Below are 18,218 nucleotides of genomic sequence, written 5' to 3' on the forward strand. Positions count from 1 at the left end.
TATTTTTGCTTTATGACAATTCTATTTATACTGAAATGTTGTCAAATTTGACCGCACTTGAATGCTTATCTCTCTACATATAAATATCTACGCAAACGTTTTCGTTTCGGTGAAATTTCCTTTATAATAGCCTACAACTTTTTCAATTTATTTTACTCAACAGGGCTAATCCTATGTTACAAATTTTTCGTGGTTCTCCTGCACTTTCTGAATTTCGCTTAAATCAATTGGCAATGACTTTCCAAAAATCTACTTTGCCTGTGAAATCTTGTTATGCAAAATATTTACATTTTGCTCATTTAACTGAAGGCTTAACAGAAGAAGAAACGGCGAAGTTAGAGCAGTTATTGCATTATGGACCAACGCTCGCTGAACATGAACCTGTAGGAGAATGTTTCATCGTGATCCCTCGTATTGGGACAATTTCTTCTTGGTCATCAAAAGCAACAGACATTGCGCATAATTGTGGGTTAAATAAAGTGAATCGTTTAGAGCGTGGTCTTGCATTTTATTTTGAACTTGACCGCACTTTATCGAGTGAAGAACAACAAAAATTGGTTTCGCATATTCACGATAGAATGTTAGAAGGTATTATTCGCAATGCAGAAGATGCGAAAGTGTTATTTGACCAACAAGAACCGAAGCCATTTACGACAGTCGATATTCTTACTGGCGGTCGTCAAGCGTTAGAAAATGCGAATGTAGAATTAGGTTTGGCTTTAGCAGAAGATGAAATTGATTATTTAGTGGAAAATTTCACTGCACTTGGGCGTAACCCAAATGATATCGAACTCTATATGTTTGCACAGGCAAACTCTGAACATTGCCGCCATAAAATTTTTAATGCAGATTGGATCATCGATGGCGAAAAACAAGAAAAATCCTTGTTTAAAATGATTAAAAATACGTTTGAGAAAACGCCAGATCACGTTCTCTCTGCTTATAAAGATAATGCTGCGGTGATGGAGGGCTCAAAAGTCGGACGTTTCTTCCCTGATCAAGATGGGCAGTATCGCTACCACAATGAAGATGCACATATCTTAATGAAAGTGGAAACCCATAACCACCCAACTGCGATTTCACCGTTCCCAGGAGCTGCCACAGGTTCTGGTGGTGAGATCCGTGATGAGGGGGCAACAGGTCGTGGTGCAAAACCAAAAGCCGGTTTAGTAGGTTTTTCTGTGTCTAACCTAGTGATCCCCGGTTTTGAGCAACCTTGGGAAAATCCCGTTTCTAAACCAAATCGTATTGCCTCTGCGCTCGATATTATGATCGAAGGACCTTTAGGTGGCGCGGCATTTAACAACGAATTTGGGCGCCCAGCATTATTAGGTTATTTCCGTACTTATGAAGAAAAAGTGAATAGTTTTGCGGGTGAAGAAGTACGTGGCTATCACAAACCCATTATGTTAGCAGGCGGTATTGGTAATATTCGTGCAGAACATGTTCAAAAAGGCGAAATCCCTGTAGGGGCAAAATTAATTGTCTTAGGTGGTCCTGCGATGAATATCGGTTTAGGCGGTGGGGCAGCTTCCTCTATGGCTTCTGGTAAATCAAAAGAAGATTTGGATTTTGCTTCTGTACAACGTGATAACCCAGAAATGGAGCGTCGCTGCCAAGAAGTGATTGATCGTTGCTGGCAGTTAGGTGAGGACAACCCTATTTTATTTATTCATGATGTCGGCGCAGGTGGTTTATCAAATGCGATGCCAGAATTAGTACACGATGGTGGGCGTGGTGGTAAATTTGAATTACGCAAGATTTTAAGCGATGAGCGTGGCATGAGCCCGTTAGAAATTTGGTGTAACGAATCACAAGAACGCTATGTGTTAGCTGTTTCTCCTGAAAAATTGGCATTATTTACCGCACTTTGTGAGCGTGAACGTGCGCCATTTGCGGTGATTGGTGAAGCGACGGAACAGGAACATTTAACCTTACACGATGAGCATTTCGGTAATGCCCCAATCGATTTACCAATGAACGTGTTATTGGGTAAAACGCCGAAAATGACCCGTGATGTGAAATCAAAAACCGTAGAAGGTACGGCTATAGATCAATCACAAATTGACTTAAAAGAAGCGTTCCATCGTGTGTTACGCCTACCTGTGGTGGCAGAAAAAACTTTCTTAATTACTATTGGTGACCGCTCTGTAACTGGTATGGTGGCGCGTGATCAAATGGTGGGTCCATGGCAAATCCCTGTGGCAGACTGTGCAGTAACGACAGCAAGTTTAGATAGTTATCACGGTGAAGCCATGTCAATGGGTGAACGTGCGCCCGTAGCATTATTGGACTTCGCTGCTTCAGCACGTTTAGCGGTAGCAGAATCCATTACCAACATTGCAGCAACTAACATTGGTGACATCAAGCGCATTAAATTGTCGGCGAACTGGATGTCTGCTGCAGGTCACGAAGGTGAAGATGCTGGCTTATACCAAGCAGTAAAAGCAGTCGGTGAAAAGTTATGTCCACAACTTGGCTTAACTATTCCAGTGGGCAAAGACTCGATGTCAATGAAAACCACTTGGAACGAAAACGGCGAACAAAAAACGGTTACTGCACCATTATCACTTGTCATCAGTGCATTCGCACGTGTAGAAGATGTGCGTAAAACCGTGACACCACAATTACGCACCGATAAAGGACACAGCCGCTTATTATTAATTGACTTAGGGGAAGGCAAAAATCGCCTAGGGGCAACCGCACTTGCCCAAGTGCATAAACAACTTGGTGATAAACCTGCTGATGTAGTGAACGTTGAAAACTTGAAAAACTTCTTCAATGCCATGCAAGCCTTGGTAGCAGAGCAAAAATTATTGGCGTACCACGATCGTTCAGATGGTGGTTTAATCACGACCCTCGCGGAAATGGCGTTTGCGGGTAACTGTGGTTTATCGATCCATATCAGCGCATTAGGCGATAACGATCTTGCGGTGTTATTTAACGAAGAATTAGGCGCGGTGATTCAAGTGCGCGAGAGCGATTTAAGCTATGTGCGTGAGGTGTTATCACAGCATGGCTTAATTCACTTAACTAAAGAATTAGGGGAAGTGACGACAGAAGATCGCATCGAAATTTCTCGCGGCACTAAATTATTATTCAGCCAAAAACGTTCTGAATTACGTGGTATTTGGGCAGAATTAACCCATCAAATGCAACGTCTACGTGACAATCCAGAATGTGCCGACCAAGAGTTTGCGGCAAAAAAAGATCCGGAAAACAAAGGCTTCTCTGCCCATTTAACCTACGACATTCACGAAGATATCGCCGCACCTTATATTGCCACAGGCAAGAAACCACGCATTGCAATCTTGCGTGAACAAGGGGTTAACAGCCATTACGAAATGGCTGCTGCCTTTGATCGTGCAGGCTTTGAGGCGATTGATGTACACATGAGCGATTTACATAACGCTCGCTACAACTTAAAAGAGTTCAATGCGTTAGTGGCATGTGGTGGCTTCTCTTATGGTGATGTACTTGGTGCAGGTGGCGGTTGGGCAAAATCGATCTTATTTAACCCAATGTTGCGTGATCAATTTAGCGAATTCTTTGCTAATCCAAACACCCTCACCTTAGGGGTGTGTAACGGTTGCCAAATGGTTTCCAACCTTGCTGAAATTATCCCGGGTACAGACGCTTGGCCACGTTTCGTGCGTAATAAATCTGAACGTTTCGAAGCTCGTGCGGCATTAGTGCGTATTAATGAAACCAAATCACTTTGGTTCCAAGGCATGGCTGGTTCACATATGCCAATCGCGGTTTCACACGGTGAAGGACGTGTCGAGTTCAAACACGATAAACAGTTACAGATGTTAAAAGATCAAAACTTAATCGTAGCACAATACATCGACAACAACCTCAACCCAACAGAAATCTACCCAGCCAACCCAAACGGTTCAGTGGAAGGTATCACCGCATTGTCTAACCAAGACGGACGCGTCGCCATCATGATGCCACACCCAGAGCGAGTATTCCGCACGGTTTCTAACTCATGGCACCCAGAAGATTGGAGTGAAGATGGGGCATGGATGAGATTGTTCCGAAATGTACGTGTTGCGTTGAAATAATGAATAAAAGCCACACCTTTGGTTGGGCTTTTTATCAATTTTATATTTATTAAAATAGAGTTAGTTTACGAGTTATTTATGAGTTCAAATTTTAATATTATAGATGTATTAGAGAAACAAATTGTAAATATGCAACCAATAATTCAAAGTCAGGATAACAAAATTAGCTTTCTTTTGGTTTTTTGTTGTCTGCCAATTAGTCAATTAGAACATTTTGAAAAAATGTTGCCATGTTTAACTCTCACCTGCTTAGGAAGACTGTTATTAATTTTATTGATTGTTTTATGGATTTGTTCTATTTTCGTTTTATTATACGGTTTATACCCTAAAAATAAATTTAAATTTATTAATGTAGAAACTAATGAAGAAAATTATAGAATATTTCTAGAAAACGATTATAAAAAAGTAAAAGAAATTCTATCTAATAAAATTAGATATGTGAAAATAGCAAATGTATTAATTTTATTATGGTGTGTCATCTTAGCTATATCAGAAATGATTTATTGGGGAGTATTGTATGTCTAATCTAACAAAACAACAAAGAGCGGATATAGAAGAAATTATTACAAAAGCTTTAGATATAGCTGAAAAATTTTGGAATGAAAGCGGTCGAAAATTAGAAAAAGAAGTCGCTCTATCTGCTAATGTTATAGATAGTATTAATGAAGCAAGATATTCTGAAGAAAGTGTATCATCTCAAATACCAAATCATAGAACTGTCAACCCCATTAAAAGTGAAAATGATGAGTTTATAGCAATTGTTGCAGATATGAGATATTCAACGAAACATGCTAAAACTCAAACCGGAGGTATAAATCCTCTCAAAAGAATTTTTCTTGAAACATCAGCTCTTTTACCCGCAATAGAGAAAGTAATAAACATACATGGAGGTTCTGTAACTGAGTATTTAGGTGATGGGGTTTTAGGTTTCTTTAAATTTAACACAGAGAATATATATAAGTCATATAATGCTGCCAAAGTCATTATCAATGATGTTGGTCCAATGTTAAATGAAATATTATACGAAAGGTATTCATTACCTAAAGAAATTTACTTAGGAGTCGGATTAGCAAAGAGCCAAACGATCATCTATGCTGCAGGAGTAGAAAAAAAGTACGCTAAAGCTTTTGGTAGTTGTGTATATGATGCGACTAAATTATCTTCTGGAGTGAATATCATTGGAGTTTCTGAAGGATTAAGAGATGTTTGGCCTCAATCTACAAATGGGCAGGTAACGCTTATAAAGAGGAAATTTAGAGATATTGATGGTTATAAAATAAATCCTAAAAAATAGGAGATTTTCATATGAGCTTTTATCTCGATGGTGCTCGTCTTTTAGCACAACTGTTCGAAACCTTAGATTGGATCCCAAATATTGTCAGCCTTGTTTGAGTATCCACTACAAGGGGTGACAATTTTTTTCATTAATAAACTTTTTAGTTCAAGTGCCATTTTTAATTTCGGGATTTTATAGCCATATAAATTATTCACCTAGATATCACAAACCACAACATAACCAACCACTATCAATAAAGTGCTTCAGATATAACCCTTTTTAATCAATACTATCGTATAATAAACAAGCTATTTTTGCTTTTATTAGGATTGTATTTATGAAAAAACGTCAATACTTCAAGTCCCTATATGTTGTTCTTTTGGGGAGTGTTTGCTGGTTAAGTGTTAATGCTCAATCTCAGTTATTCACGCCAGAGCAAATAACTAAAATTGAAAATCAATTGATTGGGGAACACAAACTTTCTTTACAGTGGGTGAGTTGGGAAACGTTTGGCTCAGTGGATATCTTAAGAGATGCCGATGGGTTAAGTATTGAAGGGATACAAGAGTTAAATGGGAATTTTGTCTCTTTATTTGGCAAAATTAAGGTGATTGATGAAAAAGCGTTTCTTTTTACAGGGGAAATTGTCACACGTGTTGATCATATTAATAACGGTAAAGCATGTATACGACAGGGGACGTATGAATTCCGAGCAACGGGAAAACGCAAGTATTGGCGTTTACAACAAATGGAGAACCCTTGTGATCCTGTGACTGATTATGTTGATGTATATTTTTAAGTCAGTAAAGTGCGGTAGGAATTTTGATAAATTTGACCGCACTTTTTAATGGAGAGCAAAATGACACTCATCGAAAAGCTAAAAAAGATTGAAGACTATGTTTTACAACATTGCCAATATCGTTTTTATTTCGCTAAATCACCATTTGGTATGGCGTTAAAGGCACAATATTATTATTACCCTGAAGATATTCCAGAAGCGACGAAAAATTTGGCTAGTCATTTTTTAACTCAAGCAGGCTATGAGGATTTTTATACGCCCCTTGAAGAACTGATGAACAAGGCGAAGATCACACCGCCTAGTCCTGCGGAGATGATTGAGGGAGGCAATTGGCGATTTTTTGCGATTAAATTTAATTTCTTTTCTCCGTTAAATCCAGCATTGAAGAAATATTATAATACAGAATATGTCACTTTTATTTGCATACCTTGCCAAGATCATGAAGGTAAGGATGATATGGAGTTGCTTTATACCTCACCGACAACGGGCAATTTGTTCAAAGAAATGCGTAATAGCCAGTTGCTAGAACCAAGTCAGGACACTTATCATGCTTATCTGCAATTACTTGAAGAAGCTGTCGATTTTATGTGCGAAAAATTAGATATTGATGCAGCAGAACCAATTGACCTTACAGAAGCATTACATGACTTCACTACTTTATTAAATATTCATGATAAAGAGGAATTTATAAAACGTTATCAACAAATTCAAGAGGCGCCTGAAAAATGCCTACTGGATTTAGTCGAACAAGGCTATGCAGCGGAAGGTGATAAACCTGAATTGGCATTTTTAAGCTATCGCTTCTTATTGCTACCAATGTTAACAGCGTTTGATACGGATTGGCGTATTGATAATGAAGAGTTAAGCGAATACTTATCAGACGTGATTGGTAAAAAATTCAAATTACCGAAAAAAGCGCTTGAACCTTATGAAATTGTCGAGCGTTTAGAGCAAAAGAGTGACTATACGTTGTTAAATATTGAAACAGAACAAGACTCATATTGCTTATTCGTTTGTAAACAGCGAGATAAAAAGCGGATTTTACAGCTAGCAAGAGTGTTAGATTTGGATATTGTGCCTTTTTAACTAGAGCGATAAAAATCTCTTTTGCTTTGTATGTGTTAAAAAGTTGGTGAAAAATGACCGCACTTTTCTTTCTCTGATATTTTCCTCTTTTATCAATAATGCTACTATTGTCCAACTTTTAACAAATTGTTGACATTGCTTTGCACAATGGATTGGTTATTTTTTATTTTTTTAAGCATCCCGATTATTGCTACATTACTCCCTTTTTTACCGTTTAATCATTGGACGGTGCGGATTTTTGATTTTCCTCGTTTACAGATTGCAGGGCTCAATTTACTTTGTTTGGTAGTAAGTTGGATTGTGCAGCCTGATCCGATGTGGCTGTTGGTGACTTTGCAGTGTTTGAATCTGAGTTGTATGGCGTATCAAATTTGGGAGATTGTTTCCTATACACCTTTGTCACGCCCACAAGTCTTGCAATATCATGGAGAAAAAGACGAGCGTAGTATTTCTTTGTTGACAGTCAATGTGCTGACACCGAATAGACAAGTAGGTAAGTTATTGCAACTGATCGAAACTTGGCAGCCTGATGTCGTGCTGACATTAGAAACAGACTTGTGGTGGGAGGAAAAGTTATCCTCATTAGAAGAAACCTATACTTATACAGTTAAAATTCCGCTAGATAATTTATATGGTATGCATTTATATAGTCGCTTACCATTGCGTAATACAGAAGTACGTCACTGGGTACAGGAAGATATTCCATCGATTTATACTGAAACTTGTTTGCCTTCTGGGGAATGGATTCATTTGTATTGTTTACATCCTATGCCTCCAACACCGACAGAAAGTGCCACCTCAACACAACGTGATGCAGAACTTTTATTAGTTGGGCAAGAAATTAGTCAAAATAATCAATCTGTATTGGTCTTTGGTGATTTAAATGATGTAGCTTGGTCATCAACATCACGTTTATTTCAGAAAACTAGTGGCTTACTGGATCCTCGAGTTGGGCGCGGATTATATAGCACTTTCCATGCAACCTACCCTTTTTTACGTTGGCCATTGGATCATATTTACCATAGTAATGATTTCATGATGCGTGATATTCGTGTGTTATCTCATATCGGTTCTGATCATTTTCCTGTCTATGGGTGTTTCCAATATCACCCTTGTGTTGAAGCTGCCCAACCTGAACCAGAAGTAGATGTTGAAGATCATGAGTTAGCCCAAGAAAAAATTGATGAGGCAGAGCCTGAGAAGAAAGTTGTTGAGGAAAAATATTGAGTAGGAAATCTATGTATTCAATAAAAATGGCACAAAATTTTGTGCCATTTTTTTATGTTTATTTATCAATGATTAGCAATCTTGTTTACCAAATTCATCCTTACGCAAGATTTGACGTACACTTTCATCAAACTGTGCTAGAACGTGTTCAGCATCTTGTGGATCTTTGCCTTTCGCATCTAAATAGAATTTGATTTTTGGTTCTGTACCTGATGGACGCGCGATTAAACGGCTACCATTTTCAAGCACAAAGACCAAAATATCGCTTTGGCGATCAGTTTTAGTATGGTCTAAGAATTGTGCCACTTTGAAACCACCGATTTCACTTGGTGGGTTGTTACGAAGAGCGGTCATTAATTTACCAATTTCAGATAAATCATCAACACGAATTGAAATTTGTCCACTCACGTAAGCGCCAAATTCTTGTGTGAATTCATCAGCATAATCTGCTAGCGTTTTGCCTTGTTTTTTCAAGTAACGTACTAAATCTAAGAAGGCAATTGCAGCAGAAATACCATCTTTATCACGTACTTTATCTGGGTCAACTAAGTATCCAAGCGCTTCTTCAAAACCGAATAATAAGCCATCGACTTTACCAATATATTTGAAGCCAGTTAACGTTTCTTCAGATTGGAAGCCATATTTTTTGGCGATTTCTGCTAGTGCTGGAGAAGATACGAGTGAGCAGGCTAAAACCCCTTTTTGACCTTGAGCATGATATTGTTTTGCTAAATACCAACCTAAGAAACAACCTACTACGTTACCATGTAGTGGTTTCCAGTTACCTTCTGCATCAGGTACTGCAACAGCAAGACGATCAGCATCAGGGTCATTAGCAATGATAAATTCTGCATTTTTTTCTTTTGCGACTTTAATCGCTAAATCTAATGCCCCTTTTTCTTCAGGGTTAGGGAAATTAACTGTTGGGAAGTTACCATCTGGTTGAATCTGTTCGTGTACTAAATGTGGTTGTGGTAAACCCGCTTTTTCTAAAGTTTTGCTCAATACTTCATAGCCAACACCATGCATTGCCGTATAAACATAGTTAATATCTGCTGGTGGCTCTTTAGCAAGTGTCGCTGTTTTAGCAATGTAAGCATCGACTACTTCATCATTTAATACAACGAAATCTTGGCTGCGTGGTAAATCATTGATTGAGCCTGCTGCTACTTTATCAATCAATTTAGCGATATCTTGATCTGCCGGTGAAACAATTTGTCCACCACCATTCGCTTTGCCTAAGTATACTTTATATCCATTATCTTCAGGTGGGTTGTGGCTTGCTGTGACCATGACTCCTGCTGTAGTATCAAAATATTTGATTGCATAAGCGAGTACTGGTGTTGGCAATTTACGTGGTAATAAATAAGCTTTAATACCCGCTCCAGCCATAATTTCCGCAGTATCGCGAGCAAAAACATCGGAGTTTTTACGACCATCATAACCAATCACAATAGATGGAGTTTGGTCATAGTCTTTTAAATAGTTAGCTAAACCGCCAGCGGCTTGTGCAACAAGGACTCTGTTCATCCCCATAGAACCTGCTTGTAGACGACCACGTAGACCAGCAGTACCAAATTGTAAACGACCGTTAAAACGAGCAGCTAATTCTGTATTTGCTTTTTCATCGCCAGCTTTGGCTGCGTCGAGCAGTTGTTCTAATTCTGCGCGAGTTTCAGCATCAGGATCTTGTGCTAGCCAATTTTGAGCGACAGTGAAGATTGTCATAAATTCTCCTTAATTTTTATTAAAAAATTATGTGATATAAAACATCTCTAGACTAGCTGAAAAAGGAAAAAATTAAAATGACTAAACTCAAATTATTTGAGCTTAGTCACTTTGTAATCGATTGCTTTTTTATTTTGATGTTAGTGTGATACTCAGAGTCTGTGAGATTTCTTGAGGTTTGAATTATTGATATAGAGAAATAAGATGCCTTATTGTGAAGTAATAACAAAGCAAAATATGTTTTGATCTGTTTTACTAGAAAGCGGATGGCTTGATTAGTTTAGTCTTTTTTCATTTAGCTTTTTAGCCTAAATTATCGTCTTTTCCGTTCTTTTTTTAATACTTGGTATTAAAGTGCGGTGAGGTTTGAACAAATTTTAAAGGCTTTGCATTGAAGCAAAGCCTTTGTGGGATTAGTTAATTTGCAGATGTTGTTGATGGTGTTCAATTAATGTTGAACGATGCCCTACACTAATAATCGTGGTGTGAGGTAATTCTGCTTTAAGTAGGCGATACATCGCATCCTCTAATCCTTCATCCATACTTGCAGTTGCCTCGTCTAAAAAGACAACCGTTGGTTTGCATAAAAGGATTCGAGCAAATGATAAACGTTGTTGTTCACCAAGAGAAAGGACGCGGGTCCATTCATTTTCTAATGTCAATTTATCTGCTAAATGGCCTAATTGGACTTTTTGTAAAATATCGACCGCACTTTGTAGATCCATATTATCAGGAGCGATATCTGGATAGTACAATGCATCAATTAAGCGACCTTGTGGCAAATAAGGTTTTTGCGATAAGAATAATGTATTTTGCTGTGGACAATGAATGATGCCACTCGCATAAGACCATAACCCTGCGATTGTTCTGAGTAAAGTTGTCTTACCGACACCTGATTCGCCTTGAATTAATAGTGATGTACCAATAGGTAAGTTAAGATTAAGATTTTGTATTAATGTCTTACCCGTTGGTGTATGAACAGTTAAATTTTCGAAGCGTAAAGTATTTTCACTATCTTGAATAATTAAATCTGAAGGTTGATTAACCTGTTGGATAGCAGTATGGAAACCTGTTAAACGATCGAGTACTGCACGATAAGCGGCGAAATCATCGTATGAGTTACGGAAGAAAGATAACGCGGATTGCACACGACCAAAAGCACTTGACGTCTGCATTAAGTCACCTAGTGTAATTTGATTACTAAAATAACGTGTCACTTGAATAACAAGTGGGAATACGACGGAAATTTGTGTGACGATTAAGTTAAAGCCAGATAGTTTTAACGTACGGTGTACAACTTTCCAGACATTATCAATAACTTGATCAAACTGAGAAAGCAAAAGACGTTTTTCCATTTTCTCACCGCGATAAAAAGCAATACTTTCTGCGTATTCTTTTAAACGAATGAGAGAATAGCGGTAGTTTGCATTTAGACGCTCATTTGCAAAATTAAGTTGGATCAATGGACGTCCAATTTTGAAGGCAAAAATACTCGTAAATAATACATAAATAAATACGAGGAATACCATCGCATGTGGTACTTCAATACTACCAATATTCATTGTGCCAGAGAGATTCCATAAAATAATAGTAAATGCCACAATAGACACAATAGAAGAAATTAAACCCGTAGCGAAATCTAAAGTATTTGTCACAAAAGAATTGATATCTTGCTGGATACGTTGATCTGGGTTATCTAAATGATTTTCAAGATATTGTGTTTTGTAATACGCTTGATTTTCAGTCCATTTATTTAACATTTTATTGTTAAACCAAAGACGCCAATGGATTAAAAAACGCTTACTTAAATAATAGCTTAATAATGCATTACCAATACTTGATGTGGCGACCACTGCAAACACGACCATTTGTTGCCAAAAAACCGTTTCATTCATATCTTGTAATGACTTATACAGGGCGTTATACCAGTTCGAGACTAAAATATCGATACGTACTGAAAGTAAGTCAAAAAAGACGATCACAATAAAATAGACAAGTGGTCGAATATTCTTTCTTGGATTGAAATAATCTTCAGCTAATAACCAAAGTTGATGTCCCCATCTGGTTGTTTTTGACACAATATAGACGGCGATAGGAAAAATGATAGCAGTAAGGGAGAGACTTTTTAGCAACCAGAAAAAAGAGTCTGAGAGTTCTTGCGACCAATTCATGATAAATCCAAATATCAAATGTTTTGTAAAAAAATAGTGTCGTATTCTTAAAAATTTTTAGGTATTAAGCAAGAAAAATGTGATTAAGATTAAGTTTTTATTATTTCGTTAAGTTTTTAAAAATAGAGATTGATATAATTATTTATAGTTATTTTTGTTAAATTAAAAATTGATGTAGAGGTAAATTATGAGTGATATTGCGATCACTATAAGCCTCCTTGCACTTGTCGCTGTCATTGGGTTGTGGATAGGACATTGGAAGATTAGAGGCGTGGGGTTAGGTATTGGTGGTGTACTTTTTGGCGGGATTATCGTTGCCCATTTCATAAAACAATATACTTCGCTGGAATTAGATCAACATACCTTACACTTTATTCAAGAATTTGGCTTAATTTTATTTGTTTATACAATCGGTATTCAGGTAGGACCAGGTTTTTTTGCATCATTACGTGAATCAGGCTTGAAACTCAATGGCTTTGCAGCCTTGATTGTCTTATTAGGCTCTTTATCTGTTGTTGCCATTTATCTCATTGCAGATATTCCATTAGAGATTATTCTTGGCATTTATTCAGGCGCAGTGACCAATACTCCTTCTCTTGGTGCGGGTCAGCAAATTTTAGCTGAACTCACTTCTAGCCAAACGACTTCAACAATGGGGATGGCTTATGCTATGGCATATCCATTCGGGATTTGCGGTATATTGCTTTCTATGTGGCTCATTCGTTTATTTTTTCGCATTAAAGTGGATGATGAAGCGAAAAACTTTTTAAAAGAAAGTGGGCAGGATAAAGATAGTTTAGGATCGATGAATATTAAAGTGACTAATCCAAATTTAGATGGATTGCGTTTAATTGATATTCCTGGGTTTGATGAGAAGAAAGATGTGGTTTGTACACGCTTAAAACGAGATGAAAATATTAGCGTACCACAGGCCAATACTATTATTAAGCAAGGCGATCTTTTACATCTAGTTGGTGAGCTTCCTTTATTACGTAAAATTAAATTAGTTTTGGGGGAAGAGGTTGATGTGCCATTATCAAGTTTTGCAGGTGATCTGCGTTCAGATCGTATTGTTGTTACGAATGAAAAAGTATTAGGTAAACGGATTCGCTCTTTGGGTATTCATCAAAAATATGGTGTTGTTATTGCACGTTTAAATCGTGCAGGGGTAGAGTTAGTCCCAACAGCAAATACAACATTACAATTTGGTGATGTGCTACATGTTGTTGGACGTAGTGAAGTATTAAACCAAGCTGTGTCCGTGATTGGTAATGCGCAACAAAAGTTACAACAAGTCCAAATGTTACCTGTCTTTATCGGGATTGGTCTAGGTGTATTATTAGGCTCGATTCCTTTCCAAATTCCTGGCTTTCCCGTCGCGTTAAAGCTTGGATTAGCTGGTGGGCCATTAGTTGTTGCTTTGATCCTCGCACGTATTGGAAGTATTGGAAAATTGTACTGGTTTATGCCACCAAGTGCGAACTTAGCATTACGTGAAATTGGGATTGTACTGTTTTTAGCTGTTGTAGGGCTAAAATCAGGTGGAAACTTTATGGATACACTACTCAATGGTAGCGGTTTAGAGTGGATGGCATATGGTATTATTATTACATTCATTCCATTGATGGTAACAGGGCTGATTGCACGTTTATATGCCAAAATGAATTATTTAACCCTGTGTGGACTATTAGCAGGATCAATGACAGATCCTCCAGCATTAGCTTTTGCGAATGCGATTAAAGAGGATAGTGGCGCGTCGGCGTTATCATACGCGACGGTTTATCCGATGGTGATGTTCCTCAGGATTATATCACCGCAATTATTAGCCATATTGTTGTTTTAATGAAAAAGAAAAGACTGCATAGTAATATGCAGTCTTTTTTTAGGCTTTTAATCTTATCAAAGATTATCTTGTTGAAAGTTGGAAAATCATCGCTTCTGCTTGGCAACTGAATTCAAACTGTGCTTTTAATAGTGCACCATTTTCAGTTTTCACGATCTCACTTTGAATTTGGCAAGGATCGCTTTCTGCTGCTTTTGCTTTTTGGGTTAAATAAGCGAGGGCTTCTTGTGCTAACTCCTCTGTGTCATAAAGTTGCTCAAAATCTACTGTGCAGTCAGAACCATCAATAATTGTACCTACATCAACACAACAACAAGCTTTTGCTTCTTCAGCGCTACATTTTAATTTGCTCATATTTTATCCTTTGATTACTTAGTAAAAATTTATGGTTATTTTACCACTGTTCTAATTCTTCGCAAAATTTAACCGCCCTTTATTGAGGTTATGGCTTCTAGGGTGTGCGGTTATACTGGTCTGAACTCTTATTTAAATTGAGAAATAAATTTGCACCAGTATGCATACTTCTTTAGAATCCAAACGCTTATTACATATAATTTAAACAACAAAGGGCTAAAAATGGCAAAAACGAGCAAATTTACTCAAACTCTTCTTTCTTCAATTTTAGCTGTCGCGGCAGGCAGTGCTTCAGCAGCAGCGTTCCAATTAGCAGAGGTTTCAACTTCAGGTTTAGGTCGTGCATATGCTGGTGAAGCAGCAATTGCTGATAATGCAGCAGTTGTCGCAACAAACCCTGCGTTGATGAGCTTATTAAAAAGGCCTGAAATTTCTATTGGGGCAATTTATGTAGACCCGAATATTGATTTAGAATCACCTGCACCTGGTTTCTCATATAAAAATATTGCACCGAATGCATTAGTACCTACTGTTTATGGGGTTTATCCAATTAATGACAAATTTGCAGTAGGGGGCGGTGTTAATGTGAACTATGGTTTGGCAACGGAATTTAATGATAAGTATGCAGGTGGTTTTTTAGGTGGAAAAACAGATCTCACTGCGATCAACTTCAATTTAAGTGGTTCTTACCGTATTACAGATAACTTAAGCTTTGGTTTAGGCTTAAATGCAGTGCATGCGAAAGCAAAACTGGAGCGTTATGCTGGCGTGGCGCTTAAAGCGAAAGCTAAACAATTAATGACTAATCCTCAAATGACTCAAATCGCTCAAGCACTTGCTGCATTGCCAGAAAATACCATCATTTCTAAATTAGAGGGTGATAAATGGGGCTTTGGTTGGAATGCGGGCTTAGTGTACGAATTTAATGAACATAACCGTATTGGTGTGGCTTATCATTCACAAGTGGACATTGACTTTAAAGGAGACTATTCAAATCAATTTCCAACAAATAACCCGATGTTAATTGCTGCATTAAAAGCGAGTGGTATTACCGCAACTGGTGGGCAAACTATCCCAGGATCATTAAGTCTACCATTACCAGCTTATTGGGAAGTCTCTGGTTATCATAAAATGACCGATCGTTTTGCGATGCACTATAGTTATAAATATACTCAATGGAGTAAATTTAAAGAACTACGTGCAAAAGGTGCTGACGGTACAACGTTATTTAGTAAAACTGAAGAGTTTAGAGATTCTTCGCGTATTGCTTTAGGTGCAAGTTATGATGTGACTGATGCCTTAACTGTCCGTGCTGGTATTGCTTATGATGAAAGTGCAGCACAGGATCATCATAGCATCTCAATTCCAGATACAGATCGTACTTGGTATAGTTTAGGGGCGACTTATCGCTTTACACCTAATGTTTCTATTGATGCAGGCTTTGCTCACTTAAAAGGGAAGAAAAATACTTTTAAAGAGGAGGGTGTTCCATTCACCAGTAAGGCGACTGCAAATCTTTACGGTTTAAATGTGAACTACCGTTTCTAATTTAGGCAGAAATTTAGCATAATAAAGCGTACTTCGGTACGCTTTTTCTGTTTAGGAGATATAGGATGCAGTCTATTTATTATTGTTATTTTGAGGCACCTGTAGGGCGTTTATTAATGCTGTCTCAAGATAATAAATTAACCAATTTGGATTTTGAATTAGAGCAGATCGCGCCGAATCCAACATGGATTTTTGATGAAAATAGACCGCTCTTTATTCAAGTTAAACAGGCATTAGCTCGTTATTTTGCTGGTAAACCAGAAAATTTCGTTGATATTCCTATTGCGCCAAAAGGTACCGACTTCCAACAGCAAGTTTGGCAGGCGTTACTGCAAATCCCCTATGGACAGACATCCACTTATGGTGAGCTAGCGCAGTTAATTAATCACCCTAAAGCTATGCGGGCAGTAGGGGGGGCGGTAGGACGTAATCCGATTAGTATTATCATCCCTTGTCACCGTATTTTAGGCAAAAATCGTAGTTTAACCGGGTTTGGTGGCGGCTTACCGACAAAACGCCATTTATTGCAATTAGAGCATATTGCTTATATAGATAAAGGTATTGAATTTGTAAAACCTAAGTTATTGAAGAAATATTATCAAAATTGACCGCACTTTATGATTCCTCGTACTGAACAAGCATTACTTAAACGAGCACAGTCCATTGCTGGCTTAACCTTTGCTGAATTAGCCTATACTTTACATCTACCTATTCCTGTAGATTTAAAGCGAGATAAAGGATGGGTAGGGATGCTCATTGAAGCTGCTTTGGGTGCAACAGCAGGTAGTAAAGCAGAACGTGATTTTGCTCATCTTGGCATAGAACTAAAAACAATCCCGATTAATTCACAGGGGGTACCTTTAGAAACCACTTTTGTCAGCCTTGCACCATTAATTCATAATACGGGAGTGAGTTGGCAGAACTCACATGTGAGATATAAGCTAAGTAAAGTCTTGTGGATACCGATAGAGGGCGAACGTCATATTCCTTTAGCAGAACGCCATATTGGACAGGCGATTTTATGGCAGCCCTCAATGGAACAGGAATACCGTTTGCAGCGTGATTGGGAAGAATTAATGGAATATATTAGTTTGGGTAAGGTGGAACAAATTACAGCGAAATTAGGCGAAGTATTACAATTACGCCCTAAAGGCGCAAATAGTAAAGCGCTCACTAAAGGGATAGGCGAAGATGGTAAGATTATTGAAACTTTGCCTTTAGGTTTTTATTTACGTAAAGAGTTTACGACTGAAATTCTGCAGCAATTTTTACAGGGTCATGATTAATTTCTTGGCATTTTTTAAACAAAACTATATGATTTGTACAAATTTTTTAATTTGAAGGAAAAGTGATTATGTTTGAATGGTTAGCTAGCCCAGAAGCTTGGATTGCGCTGTTTACTTTGGCTGCATTAGAAATAGTTTTAGGTATTGATAACATTATTTTTATTAGTATCTTAGTTGGGCGTTTACCAGAGGGACAGCGCCAATCTGGGCGTTTAATTGGTTTAGGGCTCGCGATGGGGATGCGGATTTTACTCTTGCTCTCGTTATCTTGGGTGATGTCATTGACTACCCCTTTATTTACAGTATTTAGTGAAGAGATTTCAGGTCGAGATTTAATTTTATTATTTGGTGGATTATTTTTGGTTGCAAAAAGTACCCATGAAATTCACCATGCAATGAGTCCTGAAGAAGAGAATGAAGAAAATACACCGAAAAAGGCTAGTTTTATTGGGATTTTAACGCAAATTGCTATTTTAGATATTGTGTTTTCTCTAGACTCTGTGATTACGGCAGTGGGCATGGTGGATCAAATTGAAGTTATGGTGGTGGCTATTGTGATTGCAGTTGGTGTGATGATGTTTGCAGCAAAACCAATAGGGGATTTTGTCGAAACTCATCCAACGTTAAAAGTGTTAGCCTTATCCTTCTTGATTTTAATTGGCGTAGCGTTAATTGGTGAAAGCTTAGATTTCCATATTCCGAAAGGTTACATTTATTTCGCAATGGGCTTCTCTGTTGTAGTAGAGATGATTAATATTAAAATGCGTAAAAAATTAATTAAGAAACCAACAGCATAGCAGTTGGTATTTGGTATATAAAAGGCGGAATATTAC

Annotated in this window: 14 protein-coding genes; 11 read left to right on the forward strand and 3 right to left on the reverse strand. The window is 37.8% G+C overall.

All coding sequences use genetic code 11. From position 1 onward, the window contains the following. The first annotated feature begins 173 nt into the window (after positions 1 to 173). The 6 genes from purL (at position 174) to DYE19_RS01055 (ending at position 8,455) form a co-directional block, all read left to right on the forward strand. A complete protein-coding gene (purL, locus tag DYE19_RS01030; protein ID WP_115322318.1) occupies positions 174 to 4,067 on the forward strand; it encodes a phosphoribosylformylglycinamidine synthase in 3,894 nt (1,297 codons plus the stop codon). 78 nt (positions 4,068 to 4,145) lie between these two features. Continuing rightward, on the forward strand, positions 4,146 to 4,592 hold the full coding sequence (locus DYE19_RS01035) for a hypothetical protein (protein WP_115322319.1): 447 nt from the start codon (positions 4,146 to 4,148) through the stop codon (positions 4,590 to 4,592). Then, positions 4,585 to 5,361 (forward strand): adenylate/guanylate cyclase, encoded by a 777-nt coding sequence (locus DYE19_RS01040; RefSeq protein WP_115322320.1) that lies wholly within the window; start codon positions 4,585 to 4,587, stop codon positions 5,359 to 5,361. Before DYE19_RS01035 ends, DYE19_RS01040 begins: the two co-directional genes overlap by 8 nt. A gap of 319 nt (positions 5,362 to 5,680) precedes the next feature. Then, positions 5,681 to 6,142 (forward strand): hypothetical protein, encoded by a 462-nt coding sequence (locus DYE19_RS01045; protein WP_115322321.1) that lies wholly within the window; start codon positions 5,681 to 5,683, stop codon positions 6,140 to 6,142. Positions 6,143 to 6,202: 60 nt separating this feature from the next. Further along, the gene (locus tag DYE19_RS01050) at positions 6,203 to 7,228 is read left to right on the forward strand and encodes a DUF6630 family protein (protein WP_115322322.1); all 1,026 of its coding nucleotides are present in this window, start codon (positions 6,203 to 6,205) and stop codon (positions 7,226 to 7,228) included. A 147-nt stretch (positions 7,229 to 7,375) separates the two neighbouring features. Further along, positions 7,376 to 8,455, forward strand: a complete 1,080-nt coding sequence (locus DYE19_RS01055; RefSeq protein WP_115322323.1) for an endonuclease/exonuclease/phosphatase family protein — start codon at positions 7,376 to 7,378, stop codon at positions 8,453 to 8,455. Positions 8,456 to 8,527: 72 nt separating this feature from the next. On the opposite strand, the gene DYE19_RS01060 is transcribed toward DYE19_RS01055, so the two are convergent. After that, entirely contained in the window at positions 8,528 to 10,183 is a 1,656-nt protein-coding gene (locus tag DYE19_RS01060) for a phospho-sugar mutase (protein ID WP_115322324.1), read from the reverse strand. Between the two features lie 413 nt (positions 10,184 to 10,596). Continuing rightward, entirely contained in the window at positions 10,597 to 12,354 is a 1,758-nt protein-coding gene (locus DYE19_RS01065; RefSeq protein ID WP_049214280.1) for an ABC transporter ATP-binding protein/permease, read from the reverse strand. Positions 12,355 to 12,541: 187 nt separating this feature from the next. Here DYE19_RS01065 and DYE19_RS01070 point away from each other — a divergent pair, with 187 nt between their 5' ends. Then, complete coding sequence (locus DYE19_RS01070; RefSeq protein WP_115322325.1) at positions 12,542 to 14,197, forward strand: putative transporter; 1,656 nt, start codon at positions 12,542 to 12,544, stop codon at positions 14,195 to 14,197. A gap of 63 nt (positions 14,198 to 14,260) precedes the next feature. Here DYE19_RS01070 and DYE19_RS01075 read toward each other — a convergent pair whose 3' ends face one another. Then, the gene (locus DYE19_RS01075) at positions 14,261 to 14,551 is read right to left on the reverse strand and encodes a YfcZ/YiiS family protein (protein WP_049214276.1); all 291 of its coding nucleotides are present in this window, start codon (positions 14,549 to 14,551) and stop codon (positions 14,261 to 14,263) included. 222 nt (positions 14,552 to 14,773) lie between these two features. On the opposite strand from DYE19_RS01075, the gene DYE19_RS01080 reads away from it, so the two are divergent. From DYE19_RS01080 to DYE19_RS01095, 4 genes are all read left to right on the forward strand, one after another. Next, positions 14,774 to 16,099 (forward strand): porin, encoded by a 1,326-nt coding sequence (locus DYE19_RS01080; RefSeq protein WP_115322326.1) that lies wholly within the window; start codon positions 14,774 to 14,776, stop codon positions 16,097 to 16,099. 65 nt (positions 16,100 to 16,164) lie between these two features. Further along, a complete protein-coding gene (locus tag DYE19_RS01085; RefSeq protein ID WP_115322327.1) occupies positions 16,165 to 16,707 on the forward strand; it encodes a methylated-DNA--[protein]-cysteine S-methyltransferase in 543 nt (180 codons plus the stop codon). A gap of 9 nt (positions 16,708 to 16,716) precedes the next feature. Beyond that, positions 16,717 to 17,385 (forward strand): DNA mismatch repair endonuclease MutH, encoded by a 669-nt coding sequence (mutH, locus tag DYE19_RS01090; protein ID WP_115322328.1) that lies wholly within the window; start codon positions 16,717 to 16,719, stop codon positions 17,383 to 17,385. A gap of 68 nt (positions 17,386 to 17,453) precedes the next feature. After that, entirely contained in the window at positions 17,454 to 18,182 is a 729-nt protein-coding gene (locus DYE19_RS01095) for a TerC family protein (protein ID WP_049214269.1), read from the forward strand. Positions 18,183 to 18,218: the final 36 nt, after the last annotated feature.

Origin of the sequence: Pasteurella canis (assembly GCF_900454865.1) — a bacterium.
Lineage (GTDB): Bacteria > Pseudomonadota > Gammaproteobacteria > Enterobacterales > Pasteurellaceae > Pasteurella > Pasteurella canis.

Bases quoted from the DNA above. Each gene is read 5' to 3' on its own strand.
- mutH (WP_115322328.1), top strand. From the start codon at position 16,717: ATGATTCCTCGTACTGAACAAGCATTACTTAAACGAGCACAGTCCATT.
- DYE19_RS01045 (WP_115322321.1), top strand. From the start codon at position 5,681: ATGAAAAAACGTCAATACTTCAAGTCCCTATATGTTGTTCTTTTGGGG.
- DYE19_RS01080 (WP_115322326.1), top strand. From the start codon at position 14,774: ATGGCAAAAACGAGCAAATTTACTCAAACTCTTCTTTCTTCAATTTTA.
- DYE19_RS01070 (WP_115322325.1), top strand. From the start codon at position 12,542: ATGAGTGATATTGCGATCACTATAAGCCTCCTTGCACTTGTCGCTGTC.
- DYE19_RS01095 (WP_049214269.1), top strand. From the start codon at position 17,454: ATGTTTGAATGGTTAGCTAGCCCAGAAGCTTGGATTGCGCTGTTTACT.
- DYE19_RS01050 (WP_115322322.1), top strand. From the start codon at position 6,203: ATGACACTCATCGAAAAGCTAAAAAAGATTGAAGACTATGTTTTACAA.
- DYE19_RS01055 (WP_115322323.1), top strand. From the start codon at position 7,376: ATGGATTGGTTATTTTTTATTTTTTTAAGCATCCCGATTATTGCTACA.
- purL (WP_115322318.1), top strand. From the start codon at position 174: ATGTTACAAATTTTTCGTGGTTCTCCTGCACTTTCTGAATTTCGCTTA.
- DYE19_RS01075 (WP_049214276.1), bottom strand. From the start codon at position 14,551: ATGAGCAAATTAAAATGTAGCGCTGAAGAAGCAAAAGCTTGTTGTTGT.
- DYE19_RS01040 (WP_115322320.1), top strand. From the start codon at position 4,585: ATGTCTAATCTAACAAAACAACAAAGAGCGGATATAGAAGAAATTATT.
- DYE19_RS01060 (WP_115322324.1), bottom strand. From the start codon at position 10,183: ATGACAATCTTCACTGTCGCTCAAAATTGGCTAGCACAAGATCCTGAT.
- DYE19_RS01065 (WP_049214280.1), bottom strand. From the start codon at position 12,354: ATGAATTGGTCGCAAGAACTCTCAGACTCTTTTTTCTGGTTGCTAAAA.
- DYE19_RS01035 (WP_115322319.1), top strand. From the start codon at position 4,146: ATGAGTTCAAATTTTAATATTATAGATGTATTAGAGAAACAAATTGTA.
- DYE19_RS01085 (WP_115322327.1), top strand. From the start codon at position 16,165: ATGCAGTCTATTTATTATTGTTATTTTGAGGCACCTGTAGGGCGTTTA.